The organism is Kitasatospora sp. NBC_01302 (assembly GCF_035976515.1).
Lineage (GTDB): Bacteria > Actinomycetota > Actinomycetes > Streptomycetales > Streptomycetaceae > Kitasatospora.
In genome coordinates this window covers 2,669,098-2,689,342 of sequence record NZ_CP108404.1, presented here as the reverse complement: position 1 = coordinate 2,689,342, position 20,245 = coordinate 2,669,098, and the positions used below count along the sequence as shown (strand labels likewise).

At 71.2% G+C, this 20,245-nt stretch carries 13 protein-coding genes; 1 reads left to right on the top strand and 12 read right to left on the bottom strand.

The window, feature by feature from the left end; genetic code table 11:
• Window positions 1-2: 2 nt before the first annotated feature.
• The 3 genes from OG294_RS11250 to OG294_RS11240 all read right to left on the bottom strand — a co-directional run bounded on the left by OG294_RS11250 (window position 3) and on the right by OG294_RS11240 (window position 3,732).
• Window positions 3-1,070, bottom strand: coding sequence for an ABC transporter substrate-binding protein (locus OG294_RS11250; protein ID WP_327066337.1), 1,068 nt, complete (start codon window positions 1,068-1,070; stop codon window positions 3-5).
• Window positions 1,071-1,176: 106 nt separating this feature from the next.
• Window positions 1,177-2,127 carry a TauD/TfdA dioxygenase family protein gene (locus OG294_RS11245; protein ID WP_327066336.1) on the bottom strand — a complete coding sequence of 317 codons (951 nt, stop codon included), beginning with the start codon at window positions 2,125-2,127 and terminating at the stop codon, window positions 1,177-1,179.
• A 417-nt stretch (window positions 2,128-2,544) separates the two neighbouring features.
• Entirely contained in the window at window positions 2,545-3,732 is a 1,188-nt protein-coding gene (locus OG294_RS11240; protein ID WP_327066335.1) for an ROK family protein, read from the bottom strand.
• 385 nt (window positions 3,733-4,117) lie between these two features.
• On the opposite strand from OG294_RS11240, the gene OG294_RS11235 reads away from it, so the two are divergent.
• Window positions 4,118-5,452 (top strand): lipase family protein, encoded by a 1,335-nt coding sequence (locus tag OG294_RS11235; RefSeq protein ID WP_327066334.1) that lies wholly within the window; start codon window positions 4,118-4,120, stop codon window positions 5,450-5,452.
• Window positions 5,453-5,572: 120 nt separating this feature from the next.
• On the opposite strand, the gene OG294_RS11230 is transcribed toward OG294_RS11235, so the two are convergent.
• The 9 genes from OG294_RS11230 to OG294_RS11190 form a co-directional block, all read right to left on the bottom strand.
• Window positions 5,573-7,366 (bottom strand): HNH endonuclease, encoded by a 1,794-nt coding sequence (locus tag OG294_RS11230; protein ID WP_327066333.1) that lies wholly within the window; start codon window positions 7,364-7,366, stop codon window positions 5,573-5,575.
• 89 nt (window positions 7,367-7,455) lie between these two features.
• Window positions 7,456-9,621 (bottom strand): DEAD/DEAH box helicase, encoded by a 2,166-nt coding sequence (locus OG294_RS11225; RefSeq protein ID WP_327066332.1) that lies wholly within the window; start codon window positions 9,619-9,621, stop codon window positions 7,456-7,458.
• Window positions 9,621-10,955 carry a BREX system ATP-binding protein BrxD gene (gene brxD / locus OG294_RS11220; protein WP_327066331.1) on the bottom strand — a complete coding sequence of 445 codons (1,335 nt, stop codon included), beginning with the start codon at window positions 10,953-10,955 and terminating at the stop codon, window positions 9,621-9,623. Before brxD ends, OG294_RS11225 begins: the two co-directional genes overlap by 1 nt.
• A 134-nt stretch (window positions 10,956-11,089) precedes the next feature.
• Window positions 11,090-13,972, bottom strand: coding sequence for a BREX-2 system phosphatase PglZ (pglZ, locus tag OG294_RS11215; RefSeq protein ID WP_327066330.1), 2,883 nt, complete (start codon window positions 13,970-13,972; stop codon window positions 11,090-11,092).
• Entirely contained in the window at window positions 13,969-17,901 is a 3,933-nt protein-coding gene (pglY, locus tag OG294_RS11210; protein WP_327066329.1) for a BREX-2 system ATPase PglY, read from the bottom strand. The genes pglZ and pglY overlap by 4 nt, the downstream gene beginning before the upstream one ends.
• Before the next feature lie 92 nt (window positions 17,902-17,993).
• The gene (locus OG294_RS11205) at window positions 17,994-18,461 is read right to left on the bottom strand and encodes a type II toxin-antitoxin system VapC family toxin (RefSeq protein ID WP_327066328.1); all 468 of its coding nucleotides are present in this window, start codon (window positions 18,459-18,461) and stop codon (window positions 17,994-17,996) included.
• On the bottom strand, window positions 18,451-18,720 hold the full coding sequence (locus OG294_RS11200) for a type II toxin-antitoxin system Phd/YefM family antitoxin (protein ID WP_327066327.1): 270 nt from the start codon (window positions 18,718-18,720) through the stop codon (window positions 18,451-18,453). The genes OG294_RS11205 and OG294_RS11200 overlap by 11 nt, the downstream gene beginning before the upstream one ends.
• A gap of 616 nt (window positions 18,721-19,336) precedes the next feature.
• Window positions 19,337-19,630: a hypothetical protein gene (locus OG294_RS11195; RefSeq protein ID WP_327066326.1), complete on the bottom strand. Its 294-nt coding sequence runs from the start codon at window positions 19,628-19,630 to the stop codon at window positions 19,337-19,339.
• A 50-nt stretch (window positions 19,631-19,680) separates the two neighbouring features.
• Window positions 19,681-20,127, bottom strand: a complete 447-nt coding sequence (locus tag OG294_RS11190) for an ATP-binding protein (protein ID WP_327066325.1) — start codon at window positions 20,125-20,127, stop codon at window positions 19,681-19,683.
• Window positions 20,128-20,245: the final 118 nt, after the last annotated feature.

Genomic DNA, 20,245 nt, shown 5'->3' with positions numbered 1-20,245 from the left:
GGTCAGCTCCGGTACTCGGCGGGCACGGCGGCGGACGCGAGGTGCTCGAAACGGCGGTCGAAGAGCGCCTCGGCCTGGAAGGACTTCACATAGCCGCCCTGGGCGAGCAGGTCGACGGTCTGCTGCTCCCAGGCGATCGCCTCGTCCCAACTCGGCGGCAGCAGCGGCTTGTTCGTCAGTGTGGTCACCTGCTGGGCCTGGCTGAGGCTGATGTTCTGGGTCTTGACGTAGTACTCCTGCTCCCAGACGGACGGGTTCTCGTAGACCCAGACCAGGCCTTTGGCCCAGATGGGGACGAAGGCCGCGACCGCCGCCGCCCTGGCGGAGTCGGCGAGCACGTCGGCCGGGGCCCAGAGCAGGTTGAGCAGGTCCACCACGTCGGTGGGGATGGTGTGCGCGCCGTCGGCGGCGTAGCGGTTGAGGTAGGCGGGGGCCTGGGAGACGGCCAGCGGGGCGATGTCCACCTGGCCGGCCTCCAGGGCGGTGAGGAACTGGTCGCTGGTCAGCGGCACCAGGTGGACGTCGGAGTCCTTCAGCCCCGCCCCGCGCAGGGCGCGCAGCAGCACCACGCCCTGCGCCTGGCCCTGGGAGAAGGCCAGCTTCCGGCCCGCGAACTGGGCCACCGACTGGATGTCGCTGTGCGGCTTGGTGGCGAACAGGTAGGACGGCTTGCGGGTCAGGTCGACGGCCACGATGCGGGCGTCGTAGCCCTGGAACTGCGCCTGGATCGGCGGGATGCCGGCGTTGTTGGCCAGGTCGAGGGAGTCCGCCCGGAAGGCGTTGATGACGTCCGGCCCCGCCGCGATGTTCGGCCAGGACGGGACGGTGAAGGGAATCTGCTTGATCAGGCCGGAGAGCTGGAGCTGGAGCTGCTCGGCGCCGAGCGCGGAGGCGATGCGCAGGCCGGTGCCGGCGGGCACCTGGGTGGGCAGCGGCGCGCTGCTCGACAGCGCCGGGCCGCTGGCCCGGGCGGTGGCGCAGGCGCTGAGGCCGAGCGCGGCGCCTGCGCCGAGCAGGGTCCGCAGGAAGAGCCTTCGGTTCGGGGCGGGGACGCCCTGGAGCGGGGACACGGAGGTGCGGTTCCTTCCGGACGGATGCGAAGGGGGTGGGGCGGGCCGCCGGACGCCGCGTGGTGCGGGGCACCGGGCGCGGGGCCGGCGGCCGTGCGGCGCAGCGTCAGGAGGCCACGGCGACGCGGTGGTCGGCGGTGAAGGGGCGTCCGGCGACGAGCTCGGACTCGCGTCCGTCCGGTCCGACCGGGGTGTCGCCGATCAGCGTGACGCGGTGCAGGCGCCGTTCGACGTCCAGGTGTTCCAGGTCGCGCGGGGCCAGGTGGGCGGTGACGCGGTTGTCCCAGAAGGCGACGTGGCCCGCCTCCCAGCGCAGGCGCACCGTGTACTCGGGCCGGGTGATCTCGGCGTGGAGCAGGTCGAGGATGCGCCGGCTCTCGACCGCGGTGACGTCGACGATGTGGCTGGTGAAGACGGGGTTGACGAACAGCGCGCGCTCCCCGGTCTCCGGGTGCACCCGCACCACCGGGTGGACGGCCACCAGCAGGTTGTCGTTGATCCGGCGGGCGTACTCGCCCTCGCCCTCCACCGGCCGGCCGCCGCCGTAGCGGTGCTCGGCGCGCAGGGTGTCCACGAAGGCCCTGACGGGGGCGGACAGCCCCTCGTACGCGGCGACGAGGTTGGTCCAGTGGGTGTCGCCGCCGACCTCCGGGACGGTCTCGGCCCGCAGGATCGACCCGGCGGGCGGGTTCACGGCGGCGGTGACGTCGGTGTGCCAGCCGTCGACGTAGCTGTACTGGCGCTTGCGGTACTCGTCGCGGAAGTTCTTGCCGTAGCGCTCCTCGAAGCGGCGCGGGTCGACGGTGAAGATCTCCGGGTGCGCCTGCGGCGGGGCGTCGTCGTGCGGGTGGGCGTAGGTGAGCTCGCCGAACTGGCGCGCGAAGGCGATCTGGGCGGCGTGGTCGAGGTGCTGTCCCCGGAAGAAGACGACCTTGTGGCGGTGGAGCGCCTGCTTGATGGTGTCGACGGCCTCGGCGGGCAGCGGCCGGGCGAGGTCGACGCCGTCGATGTCGGCGCCGATGTGACCGGCGACGGGACGGACGGAGGGCGTGCTCATGCTGGCGGGTCCTTTCGGTGGTGGCTGGTCGGCCGGGCGGGTGCCACGACCCCGCGGCAGCGCAGCGCAGGGCAGGGCAGGGCAGGGCAGGGCACGGCCGGGCGGTGGCACGGTGGCACGGCGGCACCGGGGTACGGCGGGGTCACCCGGCAACGGCAGCGGGAACAGGAACGGGCTGCGCGCGGCCGTCAACGCCGCGCGGCACCCGCGCCGGAGCGCCTCGGCGGAACTCCGGTCAGCAGCCCCGACAGCCCAGCCCGGCGAAGTGGTGCGCGCGGAAGGCGTTCACGGGGAGCCGCTGTGCGGCTGCCCGGATCGTGGCCCTGTGCTGCGCGTCCATGGCTGCAGTCTGCTGCCCGGACGACCACCCGGACAATGGTTTCCAGCGGCGCGGAAGAAACCCCACCGGACGGCCCCTCACCTGACGCCGCCGACCGTGCGCAGGGCCAGTGGGTCCTGGTAGACGGCGGCGAGCACCGGCACGGCCGCCGCCACCGCGAGCGTGTCCGCGCCGAAGGAGCCGGCCCGCACCAGATCGCCGGCGCCGCCCAGCTCGCGGCCCACCTCGGCCAGCAGCCGCGGCAGTTGGAGCGTGACGGCCTCGGTCAGCACCACGGTGTCCGGGCTGATCACGTCGAGCATCGGGCGGACGGCGCGGGCGATCATCCGGAGTCGGCTGCGGCACAGCTCCACGGCGCGCGCCTCGCCCGCGGCCGCCGCCCCCAGCAGCAGGGGCAGGTCGGGGTACGGGGTGATGCCGTCCGCGGCGGCACGCTCGGCGATGGTGCGGTCGGCCACGGTGACCTGGAGGCAGCCGGTGCGCCCGCACGGGCACGCCGCCGCCGACCCGGGAACGGGCAGGTGGGCGATGCCGCCGGCGCCGTACCCGCGCCCTCGCAGCAGGATCCCGCCGGTGGCGATCGCCGCGTCCACGGCGTTGCCCACGAACAGGTGCACCAGGACGCCCTCGCCGGCCCGGCCGAAGAGCATCTCCGCCCGGGCCAGCGCCCGGGCGTGGCCCTCCACATGGACGGGCAGCCGGACCGCCCGCTGCAGCGCCCGTCGCAGCGGGACGTCGCGCCAGCCCAGCGCGGCGTTCTCGACCAGCACCCCCGCGTCCGGATCCACCCGGCCGCCGGTGACCACGCCGAGCCCGAGGACGGAGCGCCCGTGCACGTGCCGCCCCAGGAACCCCGGCAGCCGCGCGGCGACCTCCTGGAGCACCGCGCCCGGATGCGGCCCCCGCGGCACGTGCTCGGCGGCGAGGACCCGCCCGCGCAGATCGGTGAGCGAGAAGGTGAGCCGCGGAATGGCGATGTGCACGCCCGCCGCGACGTGGTGCGAGGTGTCGATGTCGAGCGGGATCCGGGGGCGGCCCGGCCGGGGGCGCTGCGCGGGCTCCGGCGGCTGCCAGACCAGTCCCATCGCGAGCAGGTCGGCCGCGTACCGCGACACGGCGGCCGAGCTCAGGCCGGTCTCCCTGCCGATCGCCGTGCGGGCCAGCGGCCCTTGGTCCAGGACGGCCCGCAGCACGGCGGTCGCCCCGTCCGGCCGGTCGGTGCCGGGCTGGTGCGGGCCCGGCGTCGCGATGAGCGCTGGCAGCATCGGTGATCCTTCGTCCGGAGTCGGCCACGAGGCGGCGTGGTAGCCCGGGGACCCAGGGCTACCGGCTGCGGGGACACTTCGACGACGTCATGTGCCGAATGCTCGCAAGCACCGCCGGACCGGTCAATGGACCAGCGTTACGGGCCCGTGGCCGTTCTGCGAAGCCCGCCGAGGCACCGGGCCCGACGCTGCTCGCGGGGCTGCCCGCGCGCGGCTGGACCGGGCAGGTGCGACGGACGGGAGGGGCCGCGGGCAAGGCGAAACGCGGTCCCTTCACCAAGTGCCCACACGTTGCCGTGTCATCTCTCTGTACGGATCTTTTACCCGCAGGTAACTTACTGGGCAGTCAGGAGTGGTATCCGTCACACGATTCCGGGGAGCAGCCATGTACAGAAGACCTGTCCGACGCCTGGCCGTCGTCGCCGCCGCCGTCGCGGCCATGGCCTCGGCCGCCGTCCCGTGCGCCTCGGCCGCGGCGAGGAGCAGCGCCGCCGGCGACTCCTTCTACGCCTACGACGGCAGTGCGCCGCTGGCCTCCTTCGCGCCGGGCACCGTGCTCAAGACCCGGACGCTGCAGTACCACATCGAGGGCATCCCCACGCCGGTCAGCGCGATCCAGCTGCTCTACCGCACCACCGACGCCCAGGGGCGGCCGGCCGCCAACGTGACCTCGGTGGTGCGCAGCATCACGGGCAACAGCACGAAGGCCGTGTCCTACCAGTCGTTCTACGACTCCCTGAACCCGCAGGACGGGCCGTCCCGCGCCATCGCCGGGAACGTGACCCTGGGCGGCACGATCGCCAACTTCGAGTCCGCGGCCCTCTCGGCGCTGCTGCTGCAGGGCGACAACCTCGTCATCCCGGACACCGAGGGCCAGTCGGCGGACTTCGCGGCCGGACCGGAGTACGGCTTCAACACGCTGGACTCGATCCGGGCCGCGGTCAACTCCCCGTCGACCGGCCTGAGCGGCGCGACCAGGTTCGGCCTGATGGGCTACTCCGGCGGCTCCATCGCCACCGACTGGGCAGCGGCGCTCGCCCCGAGCTACGCGCCCGACGTCAACAAGAAGCTCACCGGCTTCGCCGAGGGCGGGGTGCTCGTCGACCCGGCGCACAACCTGAAGTACGTCAGCGGGTCGCTGGTCTGGTCCGGCGTCATTCCCATGTCGGTCATCGGGGTCTCCCGCTCGTTCGGGATCGACCTGACGCCGTACATGAACAGCTACGGCCGCCAGATCTACGACCGGCTGCAGAACGGCTCGCTCCTCGACGCGCTCGGCCACTTCCCCGGTCTGACCTGGCAGCAGATCGCCAAGCCCGAGTACGCCGACCCGGACTCGGTGCCCGCGTTCGTCGATGCGGTGAACAGGATCAACCTGGGGTCGGCCCCCACCCCGACCGTTCCCGGCTACATCGCGCAGGGCGACGGCGGCGTGCTGGAGGGCACCTTCGCCAGCCCGTCCGGCATCGGAACCGGTGACGGCGTCATGGTCGCCGGAGACGTGCGGGCCCTGGCCGACCAGTACTGCGCCACCGGCAACAACGCGATCAGCTACGACCAGTACGACCTGCTCAGCCACCTCGGAACCGCGCCGGCCTGGGCCCTCAAGGCGGCGTCCTGGCTCAACGACCGCTTCGCGGGCAAGCCGGCCCCGTCCGACTGCGGAGACATCCCGGCGGGCAACTCGCTCGCGCCGGAGCGGACGGTTCCCGCGTCCTGACGGGAGCTGCGCGAGGGGGGATCGCTGCGGCGGCGCTGGCAGGTGTACCTGCGCTGACTGCGCAGGTACACCTGGAACGCTAGGTGGAACGGAGCCAGGCGGGGTCCGTGCGGTTCTGGTTCAGGCGTTGAGCGTGCACAGTGTCCGGTGGTAGCTGAGGTGCTCCTCGCCGATGGGGTGTTCGGGGCGCCGGCGGAGTCGGCCCAGCGGCTCGCCGCCATGGGTTTCCCGCACCACGTCATCGGCGTCGACGTATATCTCCAGGCCGTCGAAGAGGACGTGATGGTTGGGACACAGGCACAACAGGTTGTGGAGTTCGTCGGGGCCGTCGTGCGGCGACCCGAGGCCACGGATGTGGGCGGCCTCGATGTAGGGCTTCAGCCTGTACCGCAGCCTGGTGTCGCAGACCTGGCATCTGTAGTCGTGTATCTCCTTCACCGATGTCGCGAGCGTGGTGTTTCGCACGATGCGGGAGGAAGTGGATTCCCGTCGGGAGGCGGAACCGGTCGCCCGCTTTACGATGGCGCTCTTCTGGTCCCCTTCGTCCGTGGCGTCGTCGACTGTGGAGTCGTCGACGAGACCGTCCGCCGTGGTGTATCCGGCCAGCCCCAACCTGCTGAGCAGAGCGTGCTGGTCGATGTCCTGGAGATAGCGACGACGGAGTCGGGCCAAGGCATCGAGACGGGTGACCGGGTCCTGCAAGAGCACGGCAGCGTCGTGACCGATGCCTGCGACCGGCTGGGCAGAGTTGAACTCGCTGACCCTTGGCATGGCATCAGCGTTCTCGGACACTCCGTGGACCTCCCACAGGCCGCTTCCCCGGAGATGCCAGAAGGGGTACTCGGGGGTGACCTGGGAACCTGGCAAGCCGAACTCGGACAGGAGCGCTCCGACTTCCGCGCGGAAAAGCGACCATGGTGCCAGGCGCGGCTTGCCAGTTGCGATTCGGGCGACCATCCAGAGGAGCGCGAGTGGCTGATGGCGGCTTGCTTCCCTAACCCCAGAGTTCCGGTGGACCTTGAGAGTTTCCAGCCGGGCAAGCAACTCGCCACTGGACAGGGGAGTGGAGCGGGAGCGGGGCAATGCTGCTCCGGAGGCGAATCGGGAACGGCCATCGGGCGGGAGCAGGGGGGCGACGCGTGCGTAGTCCTCGGCTGATCGCAGGGTGAGTCCGCGCAGCGGGGGAGTGAGCCCGAGGGCCGTCAGAATCTCGGGCGCCGAGACCGGCTGGGAGAATTCCTCGAAGTCGCCCAGGGCCATGATGTGTTCCCAGGTTGTGCCGTCCTTGCCAGTTCCCCAGACCGCTCGGGCCACCGTGGCACTGGTGAAGAGCCGGAGGATCCTCGCACGGGCGAGGAAGCGGTGCTCGGCGTAGAAGAGGACGGTATCGCCGACACGGCGACCGCGCAGGGCCCGAGCCTTGTCATTGTTGGCCTGCTCTGTCGGCGTGGAGCCCCACAACCGGGCGATGCCGTCCGGGTAGAGGTCGGCGAGCACCTCAGCCGCTGAACCGACCGCGTTTTGAAGCTCCGCGACCGGGATGCCTTGCCGCATCGACCTGGCGAAGTGCTGCGGGCCGCGCTCTCTGGCAGTTCCGCGCGGCTGGAGGACCAGTTGCGGGGCATCCTCGGCCGTGCCGTGGTGCTCCTCGACAGTGAAGCCCAGCTCGTGCAGGCGGCGGACCTCTGCCTGCTCGCCGCCGTCGGCGCCCTCGGGCGTGAGCAGCGTGCCTGCGGAGTACAGGTGTCCTACAGCGGCGATGGCGAACGCGTCGTAGCGACGGCCGTCCACGCACAACTCGTAAGCGGAAGCTTGTACACAGCCGTGCTGGCTACGGAAGGCGGAGGAACCGAGAAGGTCGTGCTCCCCAATCGCAGCCTGTATTCCTGCACGCGTCAGATCTTCGAGGCCCATGAGGGAGAGGGTAGTAGGAAGATCTGACAAGTATTACTGATGGATGGTGTAGCTGCTGGACAGGTGTCAAGTAACCCATGGAGCGCTGTTCAGGGCTGTACGGTGTGCAGCCGCACCGGCTCCGCGAGCGCGGCAGACGCCCCACGAAAATCGGCCAAACGCGCGGCGACCGTGGCCATTGCGAGTCGTTCCGGCAGGGCGGTCGAGAACTTGAGCCCCTTGACGGCCCGCCGGTCGATGTCAGGGAAGACCAGGCCGTCGCCGGCGCTCGCGCGGGCGCTCTGCCACATCGGAGCCGTCAGGTCCTCGCGCAGTCGCAGGTAGCAGTCCGTAGGTCGTTGCACCGGGTCCGCGATAGACGACAAGGTGGCGGCGAGTGTCGCGTTGGCGCGGAAGCCCGCCCAGGTCCACCACCGAACGTCGGTTCCGAAACGCGTGATGAGCGTCCCGGCGGGATGCACGCTGTCGGGGGCTTCCTCCTCGCGCAGTTGCTGGAGCCGGGCCTGCGCCCGGCGGGTGAGCGAGACCGGCGGATCGGCCCCGAGCAGCACGTCGCGCATGGACCGGGTCAGTTCGTACGAGAGACCGGCGATCCCGTTGCCCGACCACTTGGCGACGCCGCCGCCATCGGCAGGCTCCACGAATGCCCGGCGCCTGGACCAGTCGATGAACGTGACCTGCCAGCTCCGCCCGCCGAGCAGGAGCCTGCGAGGTCCGGGTCGTTCCTCGGTGAGGACCGAGGGATCGGTCTGCCCGATCTCCGTGCGCCCCGACAGGACGGTGAACTGGGGAGGGGCCGTGAAGGAGGCGGTGAGCTCGATGAAGTGGCGCCGGCCGAATCGTTGCTCCGCCTCCGGGCCGATGAAGAGCAGGCCGTTGTCGTCGTCCAGGAAGCCCGCACCCACCAAGTGACGCAGGATCGGCTCACCGGAGCGGTCGAAGGGAGCCAGTCCGTTCCATTCCTGGCTCCACAGATGGTTGCCGAGCGTGTGTTCCTGGAGGGTCACCGCGAGGAGCTGCTGGGCCACGAGATGCCGGGGCTCGGGCGGTGGGGTGACAGCCTCCACCCAACCCCGGCCCCACAGCAGTAGGAGGCCCGCGGCCTGGAGCAGGGTCTCCTCCTCGGTGGTCAGGAAGAGGCAGTTGCGCAGGCTTCCGGCGCGCCGGCCGGTGCGACCGATGCGTTGGAGGAACGAGGCGACCGTGCGCGGAGCGTCGACCTGGATGACGCGGTCCAGGTCCCCGACGTCGATGCCGAGTTCCAAGGTGGAGGTGGAGACGATGACGCAGTCGCGAGCCTCGGCGAAGGCCTGCTCCGAGCGTGCCCGCTCATCGACCGAGAGCGAGGCATGGGAAAGGAACGTGGTGACCTCACGGGCCCTCAGAGCGGCACCGAGGAGCTCGACCTGCCTGCGGGAGTCGCAGAAGACCAGTCGCTTCTCGCCGCGGTGCAGGGAGGCGATGAGCTTCGCGGCGTTGTCCAGCGAGCCGACGTAGTCGAGCTCGACCTCGCCGGCCGGTCGGGTGCCTGCGGTGCTGGTGGGGGTGACCGCGAGATCGGGTGCGACGACCCGGCCGGAGCGGCTGTTCGCACCCGAGCCCTGCAACCAGGTGAGCAACTGCTGCGGGTTCCCGACCGTCGCCGAGAGACCGATGCGTTGGATGGGACGGCCGGTGATGCGTTCGAGCCGCTCCAGGACAGCCAGGAGGTGCCAGCCGCGGTCGTCCCCCGCGAAGGCGTGGACCTCGTCCACGACGACTGCACGGATGGATGAGAGGAGCCGCGCATGGTCGGTCTTGATACCGATCAGCATGGCCTCGAGCGACTCGGGGGTGGTGAGGAGGACATCGGGCGGGTCAATGCGGATCTGCCGGCGCTGCGACTGCGTGGTGTCGCCGTGCCAGAGCGCGGCCCGTCGACCGAGCCACTGCGCGTACGAGTCGACGCGTGTGACGAGGTTGTTGAGCAAGGCCTTGAGCGGGCACAGGTAGAGCACCGAGACGCCGGTCCAGCGGTGCTGGGCCATCGCGGAGAGCACCGGGAAGCACGCGGCCTCGGTCTTGCCGCCGGCGGTCGGTGCCAGCAGTACCGCGTCCTCTCCGTCCATGAGTGGACCGATGGCGGCGCGCTGCAGGGGACGCAGATCGGGCCAGCCCAGCGTGTTGACGATGTGGTGGAGGACCACCGGATCGAGCCGGTCGAGCGGGCTCGGTGAGTCGGCGGTGCCTGCTGCTCGGTCCTCGGGGCCGGACATCAGAGGTCCAGGTCGATGTCGTCGGCCGATCCGGCGGCGGCCAGGTTCCGCTCCGTGGCGGTGAGTTCATGGGCGGAGACGGTCAGCCGGTAATGCTGCCGCGGGTCGAAGTCGTCGAACTGGTCGATCCGGTCCAGCACGTCACCGACCAGCTTCTTCAGGAACAGCCTCGGTGCCACACCCACCTTGCCGCCCAGCGCGCCACCCACGGCATCGGCCAGGTCGGCGATGTAGGCGTCATCCGCGAGTGCCTCGATCCGGTCGGCGGATGCGGCACCCGCCGCGTAGAGATCACGGATCGTCACCCCGAGGCCGATGAGCGAGTCACGGGTGAAGCCGGGCAGCCGCAGCTGGACGGCGCGCGGATTGTCGAAGCGTGGGTCGGTGGTGAAGTCGGTCGCGAGGCGCTGGGCGAGTGGGGCGAGGCGCTGGACGCCCTGCTGGCCGTCGTAGAAGGCGGGCGTGCCGGTGATCACCAGGTAGAGGCCGGGAAAGCGGCCGGAGTGGACCTCGTCGATCAGCTGGCGCAACGCGTTGAGCGCCTTGTCGCGGGCATCGGAGCGGACCCGCTGGAGCGTCTCGACCTCGTCCAGGACGAGGAACAGCCCGGCGTGCCCGGAGTCCCGGAGCACGGTGAGCAGGCCCTGCAGGAACCCGAGCGCCCCGAAGTGGTCGAGGTCGCCGCGCACCCCGGCGGACCGCCGCGCGGCTGCGGCCACGTTCGGTTGCCCGCCGAGCCAGGCGAGCACCGCGGCAGCGGTCCCTTCGTCCCCCGAGGCGAGGGCGGCCCGGTAGCCGCGCAGCGCTGCTGCGAATGACGGAGCGTGCCGGGACACCTCGCTGAGCCGGGCGGCGAGCAGCAGCTCCACCTCTTCGGTGAGCTGCTCCTCGGAGGACCCGGCGGCCAGGGCGTCCTCCTCCAGCGCGTAGAACCAGGCGTCCACCACAGGCCGCAGTGCACTCGGAGGGAAGCTCGAGGTGCCGAGCCGCTCCGTCAGCCGCCGGTAGACGGTCTCCAGCTTGTGCAGCGGCGTCTCGGTCTCCGAGATCTGAATCTCGGCGACGGCGAAGTTCCGGCGTTTGGCGCGTTCGCCGAGCCACCGGGTGAAGAACGTCTTGCCCGACCCGTACTCACCACGCACCGCCTTGAACACCGAGGAACCGGAGACCACGGCGTCCAGCTCCGCGTCGAGGGCGGATTCGAACCGGCCAAGACCGGTGGCGAGCAGGTCGAGCCCGTTCTCGGGCACCGCACCGCGGCGCAGCGCGTCGATCACGTCCCGGCGGCGGGCCGCGCTGACGACAAGGGATCGGGAGGTTCCTTCGGCACTCACCCGGCAAGTCTCCCATCAGCAGGACAGGGTGATCACGGCCGCGCCCGCCTCCGCGGTCGGGTCATGGCCCGTCAGGGGCCGATCCAGCCTGTTCACCGACCGGGCACCGGGGCAGGGCCTCCCCGGCGCCCGGCTCAACGCAGGTTGAACTGGGTCTGGAGCAGCCCCGTGTCGAGTCGCAGGGTCCGGCCGTCCGGAAGGGTCTCCAGGACCTGGACGCTGTCGTAGTTGAGCAACTGTCGTAGCACAGCGGCGAAACCGTCCGCGCGGACGGCGAGCAGCCCGATCCGCTGGGCCAGAGCGGTCACGGGCAGGGTGCCGCCCGCGTCCAGCAGCGCCCGCAGGGCTTTCTCGACCTTGGCCAGGTCGGGCTTGCGGGCGAGCAGGTTCACCTGGTCCTGGAAGATCTGGGAGACCAGCAGGCTCTTGACCATGGCGTCCTGGGGAGTGACCAGGGAAGGAGCCAATAGTGCGTCGCCGGCTTCCACCGCTGGCTCGAGCGCAACCTCGAAGAGAGTCTCAGGGCCAGGTGCGGCGGGCTTGGAAGGCCGAGTCGCCTTCGCGGGCTTCTTCGGCGGGGCAGTCTGGACCGGACGAGGCTGGGATGCCTCCGGCACCAAGGCCCACCAGGAAGGCTCGGGGTTGCCGAGCTCACGCCAGCCCTTCGGCGGGGTGGCTCCGAAGGGGAGGAGAGCGAGCACCGGGATGGCGACCTCGGCGAGCGAAGCCCCACCGTGATAGCCGGCCTTGAGGGCGGTGTAGCGGGAGTCGGCATCCCAGAGCGCCACGATCTCGCCGCCGGTCTGCGGAGAGACCACCCGCGGTCCGGCAAGGACGATCTCGGCCTCACCGGTCTCCCCGCCCGGTGCACGATGCCGGGCGGAGACCGCGCCGTCGCGCTCCACCTTGATCCCGCGCCGGTCGACCACGTGCCCGTGGTCGCTGGTGAGGATGACCGCACGCCCCTGGGCGGCGGCGAAACGCAACAGGTCCTGCAGCCCTCCGATGTGGGACAGTCGCCACGAACCGTCGCCGTGCTTCTGCTCCTTGGCGAGGCGGTCGTCGACAGTGTTGAGCACCACTGCGACGTGGGTGTCGCCGGCCAGCGCCTCGGAGAGCGCGGAGCCGAAGACCGCGCCGCCGGTCTCACTGCGCAGGTCGTCCTTGTGGAAGACCGCCGCCTTCTCACCGCCCCAGAATCGATGCGTGGGGACGATCCGCTTCTCGTCGGCCTGAGTGCCCGTCATCAGGCGCGCAGCGAAGAGCGAGGTCCGGGAGACGGCGGTCACGGTCGGCAGGGCCGCGGCGACGGCCCGGCGCTGCGGCGGCCCTGTCGGGTCGGCAATGGCTGCACTACCGGCGGGCCGGGGCGTCGGGTCGTACTCGGCCCAGTGTTCGCGAAGCTCCGTGCCCAACTCGGCCGCTATGGCGGCGCTCATTCCGTCGATCACCACGAGCAGCACCCGGCGCTCGCCGGACTTCACCACCGGACCGACCACCCGCGGCAGGAACGTCTCGACCGTGAGCATGCTCCTCGGGTCCGTCCCCGCCGCCGTCCAGGTGGCCAGGGCGGTCGCGAAGTGGTGATCGATCTCCCGCCGCTTGGCGCGGACCGAGGAACAGAGCCGGTCGTAGGCGGACTTCAGCACGTCCTCGCGGTCGCCACCCGCCTCGATGTGCTCGAGCGCCAGGTCGACCCAGCCGGTCTCGATGACGTGCCGGCTGATGCCATCCGCCACGTTCGCGATCTCCGTCGACGGGTCGCCGGCGAGCCATTGGGCGAGCCGCTGGGCCATCCGGGCCCGCTCGACCCTGGTCCGGGCCGCGTCGGCCGAGGCCAGGCGGTGGTCGCCCACCAGCACCACCGCCTGCGCGAGGCGTGGCAGATCGCCCGTCCCGAGAAGCCGGCCGACCGCGGCGAAGCGGGCCTCGAGGCCGGCCGCCAGCACGGGGCTGGCCTCGGCGGCCGTCTGCGCGCCGAACTGCTCGATCAGCGCCTCCGCCCGGTCCAGGACAGCACCGGTCAACCGCCGGGCGGCAGCCGCCTCGTCGTCGAACCCGGCGCGGCCCGTCAGCAGCAGGACGGAGACGAACTCCTCACAGCTGCGCCCGAAGGCGGCTGCCAAGGCGTCCAGTGCCTCGCCCTGGGCCGGCGGTTCCTCGCCGAACCACCGCTCGGCACGTCCACGTGCGCGGTAGTCGGCGGCCTGTGCCGACACCGCGTCCGCGTGCACCCACAGGGCAGCGCAGACCAGGCCGAACGCGACCGCGTCCGGGCCGTGCTCCGCCTGGACCAGTGCTACCAAGGCCCGACCGGCGAGACCGGCTTGGTCCTCCTCGCCGAGGAACTCGGCCAGCCCGGCCCGCTCTGGCGCGCGCAGCGCGAGGAAGCGGTCCGGCCCACCGGGCGTCAGCGACCAGCGCAGCAGGGCGGCCGTGTCCAGGCCGGTGTCGGTGGCCGCCTGCGCCGGCTGGTCCGGGTCGAAGCGGCCGATGCCGAGTCGCCGCATGGCGAGCGCACCGAGCGCGCCACTGCGGGCCAGCACGCCGCCGCCCACTCGCGGCCAGCCGGCCGGCGGGGTCGCATCGAGCAGTGACTCCGCGGCCCAGTTGTCCTTGAGCAGGCGGTTGTCGGTGTCGACAGCGCCGAATGCCTGACGGACCACGTCCCAGGTGTCGACGGCGTTGACTCGCTGCCGGTACACCCGGGCCAGCAGGTCGGGGCCCAGCTCCGACTCCTCCCGGTCCGTCAGCACGACCAGGACCTCCGGGCCCCTTGCGTCGGCGGCCAGGTGGGCCAGCACCAGCTCGTACACGGCGAGCGGGGACGGTGCCACCGCCACCTCGGCCCGTCGCCGATCACCCCAACCGAGTTCGGGCGCGCCCTCCCACTCGGGGGCGGCACGCAGCAGGACGGCCCTGCGCCGCCCGCCGGCCAGCCCCTTCTGCGAGGCCAGGTACTGGGAGACGGTGCCGGTGTTCAACCGGACCGCGCTGGTGGTGTTCGGGATGCTCATTCCACTACTCGCCAGGTGATCTCGACGGTGGCGTCGGGTTCCTGGGCCGCCAGCTCGTCCAGCTCGGCACGGAGTTCGGCGATGGCCCGGGACGCGGTGGTCCGGCCACCGCCGGAGCGGCGCCCGCGGCTGCGGGAGGTCGGCTCGCCAGGCTCCGTCGGCACTCGGGGGTCACTGGTACGGGTGTTCAGATCCTCGTCGTCGGCCCGAGGAGCGGGCGCAGGTGACGCCACGGGAGCGACGGGCGCCGGCTGGGGAGTGGTGGCCGCCCGGCTGCGGTCGATGACCTCGACGATGTCGCGCCGCGCGTCCTTCAGGGCCTGCGGCAGGTCCTTGGTCTTCTGGTCCGCCTGGGCGGCGCCGCGCAGCTCCTCCAGGACGGCCTGGCCGGCCGGACCGTAGTTGGGCGCGAGCTTGAGCATGTCCCAGGCGGCTCCGGCCAGCGCGGCGGCCACGGCTTCGGCCTGCTTGATCGAGGCGGCGTACCGCTCGGGGGACACCGTGCCGAGGTCGAAGGTGGCGAGGACACCGATGACCTGCTTGGCCGATCCCGATCCGGCCGCGGGGCCCTTGGCCGCGGCGATGAGCGCGTCGAGCAGATCGAGCGAGCGCCTGGCCAGGGCGAGCCGGCCGGTGCCGTCCGTCTCGTCGAGACCGAGCAGGTCGGCATGCTTGCCCAACTGCTCGACGAGGCTGGTGGCGTGCGGCTGGTACGTGCGGGCGGCAGCCACGAGCTCGGTGGCGAAATGGCTCACGATCCGGCTGCGGCGCAGGGTCTTCGGCTTGGCGCCGAAGATGCGCTCGTAGCGGTAGCCGGCCTCCTCCCAGACCGCCTCGTCGGGCAGCGGCTGGGTGCGCAGGGCGTCGCCCGGCTTGATCGCGGCGGGCTCGGGCGCGGGGTCGAGCAGGCCCCCGCCGCGCACCCAGACCCGGTCGTCGAGCTCGGCGAAGGAGGCGATGACCAGATTGGCGAGGAACGGATCCAGGCCCATCGGCTCGGGCCGGTCCAGCCAGTCGGTGAGGCGCACGACGGTCAGGTCGCCGGTGATCCCCTCGGTGCTGGCCTCGCGGCGGAAGTGGTCGGGCCAGCGGGTGGAGAGCTCGAAGTACGCCTCCTTCTGCTGCCCCAGGCCGAGTTCACCGGCGATCCGCTTCATCACCGGGCGGTCCTTCGCCGGGATCTCGACCCGCCGATCGCTGCGCTCACCGGCGTCCCGGATGTGGGCGAAGACGATCTTGGCATCGGCCGGCCTGACCACAGTGCCTGGGGCATCCCGATCGAAGAAAGGGTGGGCCGGGTACTGGTGGGCGAGCAGCTTGCCTGCCACGTGCCGGGCGGCGTCGTGCAGCGACTGCCCGATGGACGGCCGCAGATCCGGGACGTCCGGCAGCGGCTCGAAGTGGTCGTCGAAGCCGAGCTCGACGTCGGAGCTCTTCTTCTCGGCCAGCCCGTATGCCTGCTTGAGGGCCGCCTTCACCGTCTTGGTCAGCGACTCGCGCTGGCCCTCCAGCAGGGCCTTGGCCCGACTGCGGTTGTCGGCGTTCAGGTGTCCCGCGTACTGGGTGTCGAAGCGCCGCTGGTCGCTGAGCGCGTAGTCGATGGTGACCAGGCGGCGGAAGTCCTGGAACCGCGCGGTCGACAGGTGGGTGGGAATCCAGGCGACCGTCCTGGCGCGCTGCTCGCCGGAGCGGGCGCGCAGGTCGCGGATCCGATTGGCGTCGTCGACCGGGCCGAACTCGGTCTCGTTGAAGGGCAGATCGATGACGAAACGCCAGCTGTTCGCGAAGCTGGGGGTGAACTCGTGGTCAGGCATGGCGTCCGAGTTGGCGATGTTGCCGAAGACGACCTCCACGGAGCGGTTCGAACCGCGCCAGACGAACTTCAGCTCGTCGGCGTCGAGCCGGCCGTCGTGCGTCTCGATGCCCAGCTCCTCGGCCAGCAGCCGGCGGGCCAGCACGCGCCGGTTGCCCGGGTTGTCGTTGACGTTGGCGTTGGCGATCACGGAGTCCACGTCCACGCCGGCAAGTTCGAGGCGCACACCCGCGTTGGCCTGGGTACCGGTCTCCTTGATCTCGGCGAACCTGGCGGCCCAGGTGGCGACCTTGTTCCGGATGACGCCGATCTCGGCGCCCGGGATCGGGGAGACGACGGAGCCGTGGTTGAGCGCGCCCAGGCGGCGGATCGTCAGATCGCGCAGGGCAGGCACGCTCGGAGCCAGCGCGGACAGCAGCAGGGTGCACATCAGCCGGTTGTCGCCGATGAAGTTGCGGCAGCGCTGAGCGAGTTGCTGATCGGTGATGGTCTCCGGCTGGGTCCGGAAGCGCTCGATGTCCTCCTCGGTGATCTCACTCTCACCCAACAGGTAGGGGCGCAGCTTGGTGCGGTAGAGCTTGTCGGCCGCCTGGAACTCCACCTTCAGGCTGTCGACGAACGGCTTGTCACCGCCGTCCGCGATCACCGGGTAGAGGTCGCCGAGCGGGATCAGCTGCTCCAGCCGGGCGTCGTCGCGGTGATCGGCGAGCAGCTGGCCCATCAGCTTCAGACCGGTCCGGGAGCGCTGGAGCGCGGAGGAGATGTGGACGAGGGTGTCCATGAAGGCGGGGGAGAACGGGTAGGTGAGGCGGAACGAAGCCTCGTCCGCCCCGGTGGTGGTTCCCTCCTCCGAGCCAAGCAGCACGTCCCAGACCTGCGGGCCCACCCGCTTGGCCTTCGCGAACGCGGCGTTCAGCTTTTCGGCGGCCTCGTCGTCCTTGGGCTTGAGCAGTCGGGCGTGGGCGATCTGCGGGAGGTTGCGGTCCTCCAGGGTGATCTTGTCGAACCGGCCGGAGGCGAGGTTGAGGCTGTCCTGGATCGCGGTCTCGCCCGCGCCGGAGACCTCCTCGCCGACCAGCTCGCGCAGGTCGCGCTGGCGGGCGATGAACGAGACCACCGGCACGGCACGCCGGGAGTCGGCGCCCTCCACGAAGTTGGTGATCTTGTCGGCCTCGCGGGAGACGAACTTCTGGTCGTGGATCCGGTTGGCGAGCCAGAGGATCAGCTCGTCCATGAAGAGGATCAGGCCGTCGTAGCCGAGCGACTTGGCGTGCGCGGCGATCACGGAGAGGCCGGCGTCGAGGGAGATGAAGCCGAACTCGTCCTCCTTCGCGTTCTGCGCGAACCCGGGGAACCAGCCCGCGATGGCGTCGTGCACGAGCTTGGCGCGCAACTCGGCGGGGGTGGTGGGGCTGACGATGTTCAGGTTCGTCTCGGCGGCGTCCTGCTGCTCGGCCGCGAGCGCCGAGTCGAGCAGCGCCGGCGTCCAGGCGAAGCCCTCGCCCCACTCGTCGTCCTCGTCGGCACCGGTCCCGTCGCCGCTGTCGCCCGCGAGGCCCGCGATGAACTGCGCGTCACCGACCTTGGCGCGCAGCCGCTGCACGTCCTCGAAGAGTGCGTCCGTGCGGTACACCTGCGGCGTCGGTGCGTCCGGGTGCAGCGCCTTGACGTGCGAGACGTAACCGCCGAGGACGCGCTGCTCCAGCGACTTGGCGCCGAGCATGTGGTACGGGACCAGCAGGAACTTCTTGCGCTCGGCGCCCAACCAGGCGTGCTTGGCCAGCGTCTTGTCGAACTCGCCGCGCTCCAGCGCGGCCGGGTTGCCGCGGAGCAGCGCGTGCAGGACGGCCATGAAGTGCGACTTACCGGAACCGAACGAGCCGTGCAGGTAGGCGGCCTTGGAGGTGTGCCCGTCGAGCGCCGCCTTGATCAGGCCGAGCGCCTCGTCGAAGTTCTCCAGCAGGCGCTCGGTGAGGACGTAGTCCTTGAGCGCGGCAGCGGCGCCCTCGTCGGTGACCGCCTCGGCGAGCTTCAGGACGTAGTCGGAGGTGGAGATGGACTGCTTGATGTCGATGACATCGCGGAGGAGGGGCGGCTGGGCCGGCGTCGGGGCCATGGTCTGCTTTCGTCCGTTCCATCTTCGTCGTTGGTCCTGCGGTGAGGTGCCGTGTGCGCTGGGCGAGGCCCTCGGCCGGCTGTCGTCGCTGCTCAGCGGTCGTGGAGCACCCGAGGCCGGGTCACCGGCACGATGGTGAGCAGGTCCTCCAGCCCCTTGAAGTCGTCGGGGTTGGTGGTGAACAGCGGAAGGCCCTCGGCGACGGCGATGGCGGCGATCATCAGATCGGCCACCCTGCGTCGCGGCTTGCGGCCCGCGCCGATGACCGCTGCGCAGACCCGTCCGTAGATGCGGGCGGCTTCGGCGTCGAACGGGATCGGGTCGAACTCGCTCTCGGCGCGCTGGAGCACGTCCATGCGCCGGGCGCGTTCGGCGTGCTCGTCGTAGTCGTCCTGCTCGGCGTTGCCGCGCACCTCGTGCGGGCCGGCGGAGAGCTCGGCGAGGGTGACGGTGGTGATCGCCATCTCGTCGGGCAGCTCCTCCGGGTCCAGCCACCTGCGGAGGATCATGATGTTGGTGTCGAGCAGGCCCTGCTCGTGCCGCTTCGGCTCAGCGGTCATACGGCGAGTCCAGGTACTGGTCGGCGGTTGCGTCCTGGTCGGCGCGGAAGGCGTCGAGCGCGATGTCCGGAGCGCTCCGGGACATCGCCGCGAACTCCCGGCGGGAGACGAACCGCCTGCGCCGCCGCAGCGGCACGAGCTCGCCGATCTGGTGGCCGTCCCGGGTGACCGTGAACGACTGGCCGGCCTGGACCGCGTCCATGATCTCTTTGGACTTGTTCCGCAGGTCGCGCTGGGTGATCTCGGGCTGCGCCGTCATGGCATCCATGGTAGGGCGGTGTGGCACTCAGTGCTACCAGGTAGCACTGAGTGGTTTTCGACAGTGGGGGCTGGCCGGCTTTGCGCGTCACGTCCAGCGGACCGGCACATCCTGCCACTCGGAAGCGCCGTAGTCGGCGGGGACGGTGGTGCGGCGTCTCGGGCTGGTCGGCGTTCGGCGCGAGAGTGCAGGTCCAGTGCCAGGTGTCGCAGGACTCCCAGGGGCGGCGGGCTTGAGCTGGTTGAACCACTGACATCCTTCCGGCGCTGAAACGCTGGGATTCCTGCCTTGGTCGTCCGACCGTCTCCGAATCGCTTCACCAGGAGGGCGCTGTGGTGGCCATGTCGCTGAGCGCTCGGCTCGTGGGGAGGGCCGCCGGCGGGATGGAGACGGACGCGGGTGGTGTCGTCGCCGCGGTGGCTGCGGGCGGAGGAGCTGGGTGGTGTGCTGTCTGCGACATACGGCGTGGGGGGTGGAGGCTGGTTAAGAAGTCGGCGCTGGGTGAAGGGGCGGGGAGTTGGGTTGGTGCGGGAGAAGAGGGAGGTGGCTCGGCTGCCTGGGACGGGTGACGTCGGCCCGGTACGGGGCGGCTGCACTTCCTCCCTCGGGGTGTCGGCTAGTTCGGAGGGGCAGGGGCGGCGTGCGGGAGCGGGACGGGGCGCACGCGGAGCAGGTGCTGCCGGCGGGAGTCGGTGAGGGAGAAGGCGAGGGTCAGGTCGCCGTCGCGCTGGAGGGTGCGGGTGACCTGGGCCGCTGCTTCGGGGCGCGTGAGGTAGTAGCCGAACCAGTCATGCTGGAGGTCGCTGAGGGGCAGCACCCGCATCGACCGCCAGAGCGCGGCCAGGGCCTCGGGGACGCGGGGGAAGGTGGCCGGGGCCGTGATGCCGGTCAACTCCACGATGACAGGCATGGGTTCGGGCTCGGGTGTGGGCGGGGGTGAGGGAGGAGGCGGGCTGGTGGTCACGGGGAGACTTCCGCATTCTCGGGCATCGGGCCGACGACGGCCCAGACGCGCTTGCCGATGCCGTTGCGCGGCCCGCAGCCCCATTCGCGGGCGAGCTGCTCGACCATCAGGAGGCCACGGCCGGACTCCTGGCCCAGCGTCAGCGGACGGATCATGGGCTTGGTACTGCCGGCATCTTCGACGGCGATGTAGAGCTGGTCGTGGTCGACCTCGAAGCCGGCCCAGATGCGCTGGCCGGGCGCGGTGCCGTGCTGCCAGGCGTTGGTGACGAGTTCGCTGACGAGCAGTTCGCCGACGTCGGCGAAGCGGTCGCCACCCTCGACGCGGCCCAGCAGCTCGCGCAACTTGCGACGCGCGAGGCCGGGAGAGCGGCGGGAGTTGGGGAGCCAGCAGTGGGCGGTGGCGGGGGAGGGGGAGGGGGGTTCGTCGGGTGTTTCGGGCATGGCGCAGCTCCCGAGGTCGGCTGGATGAGGTGCGACGGCTGTGGTGCCGAGACGGTCGACTCAGGGCATGGGGATGCCCGGTGACGAGCCGTCATGATCACTAGAAGTGACGAGTTGA